The organism is Thiohalorhabdus sp. (assembly GCF_046545655.1).
Classification (GTDB): Bacteria; Pseudomonadota; Gammaproteobacteria; order Thiohalorhabdales; family Thiohalorhabdaceae; genus Thiohalorhabdus.
Genome location: NZ_JBKGZG010000002.1, coordinates 98,095 through 107,219, shown reverse-complemented (window position 1 = coordinate 107,219; position 9,125 = coordinate 98,095). Strand labels below are relative to the sequence as shown.

Below are 9,125 nucleotides of genomic sequence, written 5' to 3'. Positions count from 1 at the left end.
GGCCAGACCCGCCCGGGTGCCCGCGTGCAGCCAGAGGCGCGGGCGCCCCGCCGGGGCCACCGGGTTGTCCAGCGCCCTGCGACGGTCCCCGGCGCCGGGCCACCGCGGCACCAGCCGGCGCAGCAGGCCGTAGGCTGCTTCGCAAAGGCGGGCGGTTACGGGCAGATTCGGCATGGGGTTCATGGGGCTCCTTTGAGCGCCGTGCAAGTAGGGTACAATGCGCGCCTCCGCCAAGCCTCGAGAAGCCCATGGAAGCCCAGAATCCACCCACCCTCCGCCATCGCCTGGAGGCCGCCGCCCTGGGCGGTCTGCTGCGCCTGCTTCGCTCTTTGCCGGTTCGGTTCCGCTACGCCCTGGCGGGACGTGTGGGCGAATGGGCCCGGTTCGTGGATCGCCGCCACGCCCGCATCGCCCGGGAGTCGCTGGCCCTGCGCTATGGGGAGGAGGGCGCAGCGGAAAAGGTGCGCGAGGTGTTCCGGGAGCTGGGCCACTTGGCCGGGGAGATCCCGCTTCTGGAGACCCTGTCCCTGGAGGGGCTGCAGGAGATGGTCCGGGCCGTGGAGGGCCGCGAGCATCTGGAGGCGGTCGCCGCCGATCCCAGGGGCGTGCTTTTGCTGAGCGTGCACGCGGGGAACTGGGAGCTCATGGGGCAGATCCTGCCCCAATACGGTCTGAACCCGCTTAACGGGGTCTACCGGCCCCTGGACAACCCCATCCTGGAGGAGCGCCTGCGCGCCGCCCGCGGTCGCCACGGGGTTCAGCCCATCGACCGACGCCGGGCCAGCCGACAGGTCATGGCCGCCCTGCGGCGGGGGGAGACGGTGGCCATGCTCGTGGACCAGCACCTGCGCGGCACCGAGCGCATCCCCCTGCCCTTCCTCGGCGAGGTAGCCCGCGTCCCCACCACTCTCGCCCGCTTCGCCAAGAAGTCCGGGGCCCCCATCCTGCCCGCCTTCCTGGTGCGGGAGGCCCCCGAGCGGTTCCGCATGGTGGTCCTGCCGCCCATCGAGCCGGGTGCCTTCGGCGACGACGAGGCGGGCATCCGCGACCTCACCGCCGAGACGGTGGCGGCCATGGAGGCCGGCATCGCTTTGGCCCCCGCCCAGTGGTTCTGGGTGCATCGCCGCTGGCGTCGGGAGCCCCGCGAGCTGGTGGCCGGCCTGCGTCCGCCCCCGTGGTCGGGGGCCATCCGACCCTGAGGGGGGCCGGGCTCAGCTGGCCTTTGACTCCCGCCGCTTGAGGTGGTAGAGGATCCCGCAGTACGGGCAGAGTGCCTCGCCGTCCTCGCTTTCCTCGATGGGCAGGAAGACCCGGGGATGGGAGTCCCAGGTGGTCATCTCGGGAGTGGGGCAATGCAGCGGCAGGTCGTCCTCGGTCACCTCGACGACGCGGTATTGATTGGCGGTCACGGTGAGTCCCCTTAGTCCTGGTAGACGAAATCGAGCCAGTCGGTGTGCCGGGCATCGCGGCCGGCAACCACGTCGAAGTAGCGGGCCTGCAGCCGCTGGGTAACCGGCCCTGCGCTGCCGGACCCGATGGTGCGGTTGTCCATCTCCCGGATGGGCACCACTTCCGCGGCCGTGCCGCAGAAGAAGGCCTCGTCGGCGATGTAGAAGGTGTCCCGGGACAGGGGCTTCTCCTGGACCTCGATGCCCTCCTCCCGGGCCAGCTCCAGCACCGTCTTGCGGGTGATGCCGTCCAGGGCCGTGGACAACGGCGGCGTGTAGAGGACGCCGTCGCGCACCATGAAGATGTTCTCGCCGGGCCCTTCCGCCACGAAGCCGTAGGGGTCGAGCAGCACCGCCTCGTCGAAGCCCGCCTCCTGGGCCTCCCGGTGGGCTAGCATGGAGTTGAAGTAGCCGCCGGTAAGCTTGGCCTCGGTCATGGTGATGTTTGGGTGGTGGCGGGTGTAGCTGCTGGTGACCGCCCGGATGCCGTGCTTGAGGCCCTCGTCGCCCAGGTAGGCCCCCCACGGCCAGGCGGCCACCACCACGTGCACCTGCAGGCCCTGGGCGTTCAGCCCCATGGCCTCGGAGCCGTAGAAGGCCAGCGGCCGGATGTAGCAGGAGTCCAGGCCGTTGGCCCGCACCACCTCGCGCTGGGCCGCGATGACGGTCTCCTCGGAGAACGGCATGGGCATCTGCATGATGTGGGCGGAGTTGAACAGCCGGCGGGTGTGCTCCCGGAGCCGGAAGATGGCCGCCCCGCGCTCGGTTCTGTAGGCCCGCACGCCCTCGAACACCCCCATGCCGTAGTGCAGGGTGTGGGTGAGGACATGGGTGGTGGCGTCCCGCCATTCGACGAGCTCGCCGTCCATCCAGATCTTGCCGTCGCGGTCGGCCATGGACATGTTGTTCGCGCTCCCGGTTCGCAAGCTAAGCGGAGATGGGGTTCGGGGATGGGTCGGCGGCGGCTCAGCCGGTGCGCACGGGCGGCCCCAGGATCGCCTCGAAGGCCGCGCGGACCCGGTCCCGGGTGGTTTCCAGGCGCGGCACCACGGGCCGCCAGTCGGAGTCCACCATGCGGTCGAGCTGCTCTCGCCAGGTAGGGTCGGCGGTTACCTCCACCTGGGCGCGGTCCTCGAAGAGCTTGACCCGGTTCTCCAGGGTCCGGAACAGCACGTAGGCCTCGTCGAGGTCCCGGGCGGTGTCCGGCTCGACGAGTCCGTGCCCAGCCAGGGCGCTCAGGGCGGCGCGGTTGCTGGTGGCGAGGATGGCGGGGGTGCGGTGGGCGTGGCGCAGGCACAGGTACTGGATCAGGAACTCGATGTCGATGAGCCCGCCCCGGTCCCGCTTGATGTTGAAGACCCCCGCAGGGGCGGCGTGCTCCGCCAGCATGCGCCCGCGCATGTCCCGGACCGCCTCCGCCAGCGCCTCCTCGTCCCGGGGTCGGGCCAGGATCTCTCTGCGCAGCTCCTGGAAGGTGGCCCCCAGGTCGGAGGACCCGGCCACCGTCCGCCCGCGCAGGAGGGCCTGGTGCTCCCAGACCCAGGCCTGCTCGAGCTGGTATTCCCGGAAATGGTCGATGGAGGCCACCAGCGCCCCGGACTTGCCCCCCGGGCGCAGCCGCATGTCGATGCTATACAGGGCCCCCTCGGCTGTCAACGTGGTCACGAAGTGGATCAGCCGCTGCCCCAGGCGGGCGAAGAAGCGGCCGTTGTCCATGGCCTCGCCCTTGCGCCCGCCCTCCGTGTGCTGGTCCGCGCCGCGGCTGTCGTGCAGGAACAGGAGGTCCAGGTCGGAGCCGTAGCCCAGCTCGGCGCCCCCCAGCTTGCCCAGCCCCGCCACCAGGAAGCCGGCCTCGCGCCGCTCGCCGCCGTCGGTGCACAGGGGTCGGCCGTAGCGCTCGGTGAGCTCGTTCCAGGCCATGGTCAGGGCGCGCTCCAGGGTGAGCTCGGCCACCTCCGTCAGCCCCCGGCTCACCTCGTCCAGCTCCGCCAGCCCCTGCAGGTCGCGGGCCGCCAGATGGAGCACCTCGATGTTCTTGAACCGGCGCAGGCCGTTGAGCCGGTCCTCCAGGTCGTCGGCGTCTTCCAGCTCCCGCTCCAGAGCGGCGGCCCGAGAGGCGCGCAGGCGGCAGGCGTACAGATCCTCGGGGTCGAGCACCTCGTCCAGGAGCATGGGGTGGCGCCCCAGGAAGCGCGCCAGGAAGGGGCTGCCGCCGCACAGCCGCACCACCTGGGCCAGGGCCACCGGGTTCTCGGCGAGCAGGGCGAAGTAGGTGGAGCGCCCGCCGATGGCCTCCAGCACCTCGGCCATGCGCGACAGGGCCACGGCGGGGGCCGGGGTCTTGCCGGCGGCGCCGATGAGCAGCGGCATGAGACGGTCCAGGCGCTCCCGGCCGGTGCGGGTAAGGCGCTGCAGGAAGGCCGCCCCGCGCAGCTGCTCCAGGGTGCCCAGGGCCGCCCCGGGGTGCAGGTAGCCGTGCTCCGCCAGGATGGACCGGGCCTCCTCGCCCTCGGCCTGGCCCTGCCACACCCGCTCCAGGGGCGGCTCCGCCTCCTCGTGTACGGTTTGCGGCGCGGCGAAGGTCTGCTCGAAGGCCTCCTGCACCCGGTCCCGGTGGCTTTCCAGGGCATCGAAGAAGGCCGGGGTGTCCGGGAAATCCAGGCTGCGGGCGAGGCCCTCCAGGGCCTCCGGCTCCTCGGGGAGACGGTGGGTCTGCTCGTCGGCGGCCATCTGGAGGTGGTTCTCCAGGCGCCGCAGGAACAGGTAGGCCGCCTCCAGGTGGTCCAGGTCCCAGGCGGGCAGCAGCTCCAGCTCGCGCAGGGCGGCCATGGTGGCCATGGTGCCGCGGCCCCGCAGCTCACGGTGGCGGCCGCCGTGCAGGAGCTGGAAGGCCTGGACGATGAACTCGATCTCGCGGATGCCGCCCCGGCCCAGCTTGAGGTCGTCGCGGTAGTGGCGGCTCTCCACCTGGCGCTGGATCTGGGTCTTGAGGTCCCGCACCGCCTCCACGGCGCCGAAGTCCAGATAGCGGCGGAAGATGAAGGGCTGCAGGTCGGCTAGCAGGCGCTCGCCCTGGTCCAGGTCCCCGGCGATGGGGCGGGCCTTCACCAGGGCGTAGCGCTCCCACTCGCGGCCGTGAACTTGGTAGTATTCCTCCATCCCATCAAGCGGCTGGGCAAGGGGCCCGCCGTCGCCGTGGGGGCGCAGCCGCATGTCCACCCGGAAGGCGAAGCCATCGGCGGTATGCTCGGAAAGCAGCTGGATGACCGCACGCCCCAGGCGCGTGAAGTAGGTGCTGTTGTCGAGGGCCCGCGGCCCGTCCGTTCCCCCGTCCGCGGTATAGGCGAAGATCAGATCGATATCCGAGGAGAAGTTCAGCTCGCCGCCCCCCAGCTTGCCCATGCCCAGGACGGTGAGGGTGGCCGGGGTGCCGTCCGGGGTACGGGGAGTGCCGAAGCGCGGTTGCAGCTCCTCGCTGGCGAAGCCCAGGGCCGCCTCCACCGCGGCCTCCGCCAGGGCGGTGCTCTCCCGGGCGGTGCGGGGGAAATCCACCCATCCCGCCAGGTCGCGGAAGGCGATGCGCGCCATGAGCCAGTTGCGGGCCCGGCGCAGGGCGGCCAGGAAGTCCGCGCGCTCGGTGCACCCGCGCACCGCCTCCCGGAGGTGGGCCCGCACCTCCTCGGGCGTCCAGTCCTCCCGCAGCCAGTGGGGGTCGGTGACCAGGTCGTGCACCAAGGCCGGATACCGGCGCAGCTCGCGGTGCACGAAGGCGCTGCTGGCCAGGACCCGAATCCAGGCCGCGCGCAGCCGGGGCTCCTCCAGCAGGGCCTCCGCCAGCCGGGCACCGGATGAGCCGCCCATGATCTCGCTGAGGCGCAGGCAGCCCACCGCCTCCAGGGGGCTGCGGCCGGATGGGGATGGGGCGGATGGGGTCATGGCGCCCATCTTGCCCCCCGGGGCCGGCACCGTAAAGCGGGCCCGGGGACCCCGCCGCCCATGACCGAGCCCCGCACCCCCCTGCCCCTCCCCTGGTGGCTGCGCCCGGGCTTCTGGCGCTGGGTGCTACGGGCCGTGGTGGGCCTGCTCCTGCTCCTGACCGCGCTGGTTGCCTGGATCCTCCTCTATCCCCCCTCCCTGGCTCCGGTCCGCGAGGAGCTGCAGGACTTGGCGAGCAGCCGGGTGGACCATCCCGTTGCCTTCGAGGATCTCAGCTGGACCTGGGCTGGGGGGCTGAAGGTCCGGGTCTCCGGGGTGGAGGTGGGCGGCCACAGCTTGCGCGTGGAAAGGGTGCGGGTGGGTGTGGAGCTATTGCCCTTGCTCCGGGGGGAGGTGCGCCTGCAGGAGCTGGAGCTGATAGGGCTGAATCTTGAGATGGAGCACAGTGGGGCGGGCCGGCTCTCGGTTGGCGGCCTTCGGATGGCCCCCGAGGAGAACCGGGTATTCGGTCTGTTGGACCGGTTCCAGCGGATCCGCATCGTGGACAGCCGCCTGCGCTGGAAAGATCAGGGTCCTGCGGAGCCGGTGCGTGTCACCTTGCGGGACTGGCAGGTGGACCTGGAGCGGGAGCCGGGTGGCCATCGCGTGGAGGCCCGCGGCTCCCTGGATCGTGGCGTGGTGGGCGCGCGGGGGCGTATCGGCCGTTTCGGGGCGGGACCGCCGGGATGGCAGCTGGACGCCCGGGTTTTTGGTTCCGCCCTGTCCCCCGAGCCCTTGCGGCCTTATCTGGGCAAGGCGGGGCCGGCGCGCCTCCGCGGGAGCCTCGCCTTCCAGGCGGAGGTGACCGGCAGCGTGGAGAAGGGCTTGCAGGCGGAGGGCAGCGCGCACCTTACGGAGGCCGGCCTCCGCTGGCCCGCCGCCCTGCGCCGCCCCGTAAACGCCCTGCATGCGGAAGGGGGCTTTCGCTACCGCTGGGACCGGGAAGGCCAGGAGGTCACCGTGCGCGACCTGGAACTGGGCCTGGGCGGAGTGCGCCTGGCCGGGGGTGGCGAGCTCCGCATGGACGCGGCTGGCGGGGCCCCGTGGGCAGACCTGGAGCTGGAGGGGGAGTCGGCTTCCCTGGAGGATCTGGCGCCGCTCTTTCGCATCCGCGCCCTGCCCCGCCCGGCCAGCGCTTGGCTGCAGCGGGCCCTGTCCGGGAGCCTGCGTTCCACCCGACTGGTGGTGCGGGGTCCCCTGGAGCGGTTCCCGTTCCCCGAGGGCGAGGGGCAGTTTCGGCTGGAGGCCGAGGTGGCCGAGGCGACCCTGGACTACCGGCCCGGATGGCCGGAGCTGCAGGATGTGGCGGGCACCCTGACCGTGGACGGCCCCCGGCTCGGGTTTGACGCCCACAGGGGGCGGGTCCTGGAGGCGGACCTCGGCGAGCTGGAGGTCTCCGTGCCCGACCTGACCGCCGCCCCACCCCGGCTGCGCCTGAGCGGGGATTTGGACCTGCGCCTCGCCGATGGCATCCGCTTCCTGGAGCGTTCCGGTCTTGCTCAGGCGGGGCTCCCGGAGCCGGGGGGGCTGGCGGGGAGGGGCCGCCTGGACCTAGGCATGGACTTCCCTCTGTCCAGCGGCTCGAAGCCGGAGGTGTTTGGCCAGGTGCGGCTGGATGAAGCCGCCTACCGGCCGGCCCCTGGCCTGCCGGCGCTGGTGGGGGTGGAAGGGCAGGTGGGCTTCCAGGGGCCGCACATCCGGGCTGATGGATTGCAGGGGCGCCTGCTGGGCGAACCGGTTCGTCTGGACCTGGCAAAGGGTCCCGAGGAGGCCCTCCGGGCGCGGGTGGAGGGGACGTTGCCCGCCCGGGCCCTGCAGGAGGCGGCGCGGCGTATCGACCACGGGCATCCCCTGCTCCGGCGGGTAACCGGCGACCTGGGGACCCGCGTGACGCTGGTGGCCGGGGAGGGTCGACGCCGTCTGCGCGCACGCCTGGACCTGGAGGAGGCCGCCCTCGCCTTCCCCGAGCCCCTGTTCAACGGCATCGGCGAGGGGGGATCCCTGGAGCTGTCCGGGGATCTGGGGGGCGTCCCGGAGCTGCGCATCCGCCTGCGCCATGGGGGCCGCGATTGGCGGGCGCGCTGGGTGCGGGACGGCGCCGAAGTGGCGATGGCCGTGGGCTTCGACCGCCCCGCGCCGGAGCCCGAGGAGGGGAGCCTGCGGCTCCGGGGGGAGCTGGGGACCGTGGCCCTGCAGCGCTGGATTCGGCTGGCCAGGGACCTTCACCCGGGCGCCGGGGGCGCCTGGGATCCGCCCCGGCTGGATGCGGACTTGCGGGTAGGGAAGGTCCGTTGGGGCGCCCGGGACCTGTACGCGGGCCGGGTGGAGGCGCGGGGGGATCCCGCTCCTGGTGGGTATCGCCTGCACGGCGCCCTGGAGGGGGACCGCGGGGCGGGCCGGTACTTGTGGCAGCACCGGAGGGAGGGTGTGGACCGGGCCGTGCTGCGGATCGGCCGTCTCACGCTGCCCGGCCTGGGGTCCTGGGGCGGCGGCGGTGGCGGGGGCCTGGGTCCCGCGGACATCCCGCCGGTGGACCTGCAGGTCACCGCCGATCGAATCGCTCTGGACGGTCCGGTGCTGAGGGACCTCCGGATGGAGGCAAGCCTTTCCGCGGAGCGGTGGATGCTTCCCGTGCTGCAGGCCCGTGTCGGCAAGACCGATCTGGGCCTGCAGGGGGCGTGGACGGCGGAGCGGGATCGGACCCTGCTGCAGATGGATCTGGAGACGCAGGACCTCGGCCGCTGGTTGCGGGACGTGGGGATCTATCCGAGCATGAAGGGGGGAGCGGGCGCCGTCGAGGCCGCCCTGGGCTGGCCGAGCCATCCCCTGGCCTACGGGGGCGGTCGTTTGGAGGGAGTGGTGGATGTGGCCGTGGGGGAGGGGGAGATCGAGGAGCTCCACTTCCTCAGCAAGGCCCTGTCCACCCTCAACGTCCTGGACTGGCCCCAGCAGGCGGTGCGCGGATTCCGGGACCTCGGCCGCAGCGGGCTGGTCTACCGGGATCTGGCCGGTGGGGCCGTCATCGACGATGGCGTCCTGACCATCCAGGAGCTGGCCCTGGAGAGCGCGGCCCTGCGGCTGGCGGTGCGGGGTGGCGTAAATCTTGGCGACCGCACCTACGATCTGGGCCTCCACCTCCAGCCCCTGCAGACCGTGGACCGGGTGGTCTCGGCGGTTCCCCTGGTTGGCTACCTCCTGACGGGCCGGGAGAAGGCCTTCGCCACCCTGGACTACCGGGTGGAGGGCCCCTGGGACGACCCCCGGGTGGGCGCCGTGAATCCCTCGGAGGGGCCGGACTTCATGGAGGTCCTCCTGGACCGGATCAAGGAGATGCAATGGGAGGATTTGGCCCCATGGCGCTGATGCGGATAGGGGTCCCGGCGACGCTGCTTCTGCTGGCCGCCCTGCCCGTTCGCGCAGAGGTGACCCTGGAGGAGGACGGCTGGACCGCCCCCGAGGGGCCTGTGGCCGCCGCCCGCCACCCCGCCCTGAACGCCGTGCTGAGCGAATACGCCGCAGCCTCCGAGGCCCGGGTGGAGTTGGCCCACGACGGGGAGTCCGGCGGCACGACCTGGGCCCGCGAGGTCCGGGACTGGCTGGTGGTGCTGGGGATCCCCGGTAGCCGCATCTGGATGGAGGCGGACGCCGCCGAGGGGGGCACCCTGCGCTTGGCGGTCCGGCCGGGGAGCTCGGCACAATGAG

General features: G+C 72.5%; 7 protein-coding genes. 3 read left to right on the top strand and 4 right to left on the bottom strand.

Annotation, left to right across the window (positions count from 1 at the left end):
- Nucleotides 1-183, bottom strand: a 183-nt coding sequence (locus ACLFRB_RS01300) for a hypothetical protein (RefSeq protein WP_411067187.1), incomplete at its 3' end; no start/stop codon positions are given.
- A 65-nt stretch (nt 184-248) separates the two neighbouring features.
- Between ACLFRB_RS01300 and ACLFRB_RS01295 the strand changes: the two genes are divergently transcribed.
- Nucleotides 249-1,199: a lysophospholipid acyltransferase family protein gene (locus ACLFRB_RS01295; protein ID WP_411067186.1), complete on the top strand. Its 951-nt coding sequence runs from the start codon at nt 249-251 to the stop codon at nt 1,197-1,199.
- Nucleotides 1,200-1,211: 12 nt separating this feature from the next.
- On the opposite strand, the gene ACLFRB_RS01290 is transcribed toward ACLFRB_RS01295, so the two are convergent.
- From ACLFRB_RS01290 to glnE, 3 genes are all read right to left on the bottom strand, one after another.
- The gene (locus tag ACLFRB_RS01290; RefSeq protein WP_411067185.1) at nt 1,212-1,409 is read right to left on the bottom strand and encodes a zinc-finger domain-containing protein; all 198 of its coding nucleotides are present in this window, start codon (nt 1,407-1,409) and stop codon (nt 1,212-1,214) included.
- An 11-nt stretch (nt 1,410-1,420) separates the two neighbouring features.
- A complete protein-coding gene (locus ACLFRB_RS01285; protein ID WP_411067184.1) occupies nt 1,421-2,350 on the bottom strand; it encodes a branched-chain amino acid transaminase in 930 nt (309 codons plus the stop codon).
- Between the two features lie 64 nt (nt 2,351-2,414).
- Entirely contained in the window at nt 2,415-5,384 is a 2,970-nt protein-coding gene (gene glnE / locus ACLFRB_RS01280) for a bifunctional [glutamate--ammonia ligase]-adenylyl-L-tyrosine phosphorylase/[glutamate--ammonia-ligase] adenylyltransferase (RefSeq protein WP_411067183.1), read from the bottom strand.
- Between the two features lie 60 nt (nt 5,385-5,444).
- Between glnE and ACLFRB_RS01275 the strand changes: the two genes are divergently transcribed.
- Nucleotides 5,445-8,786, top strand: a complete 3,342-nt coding sequence (locus ACLFRB_RS01275) for a YhdP family protein (RefSeq protein ID WP_411067182.1) — start codon at nt 5,445-5,447, stop codon at nt 8,784-8,786.
- Complete coding sequence (locus ACLFRB_RS01270; protein WP_411067181.1) at nt 8,777-9,124, top strand: hypothetical protein; 348 nt, start codon at nt 8,777-8,779, stop codon at nt 9,122-9,124. Before ACLFRB_RS01275 ends, ACLFRB_RS01270 begins: the two co-directional genes overlap by 10 nt.
- Nucleotide 9,125 lies beyond the last annotated feature (1 nt).

Excerpts from the sequence above, each read along its gene's own strand:
- glnE (WP_411067183.1), bottom strand. The coding sequence starts at position 5,384 with ATGACCCCATCCGCCCCATCCCCATCCGGCCGCAGCCCCCTGGAGGCG.
- ACLFRB_RS01270 (WP_411067181.1), top strand. The coding sequence starts at position 8,777 with ATGGCGCTGATGCGGATAGGGGTCCCGGCGACGCTGCTTCTGCTGGCC.
- ACLFRB_RS01285 (WP_411067184.1), bottom strand. The coding sequence starts at position 2,350 with ATGTCCATGGCCGACCGCGACGGCAAGATCTGGATGGACGGCGAGCTC.
- ACLFRB_RS01295 (WP_411067186.1), top strand. The coding sequence starts at position 249 with ATGGAAGCCCAGAATCCACCCACCCTCCGCCATCGCCTGGAGGCCGCC.
- ACLFRB_RS01275 (WP_411067182.1), top strand. The coding sequence starts at position 5,445 with ATGACCGAGCCCCGCACCCCCCTGCCCCTCCCCTGGTGGCTGCGCCCG.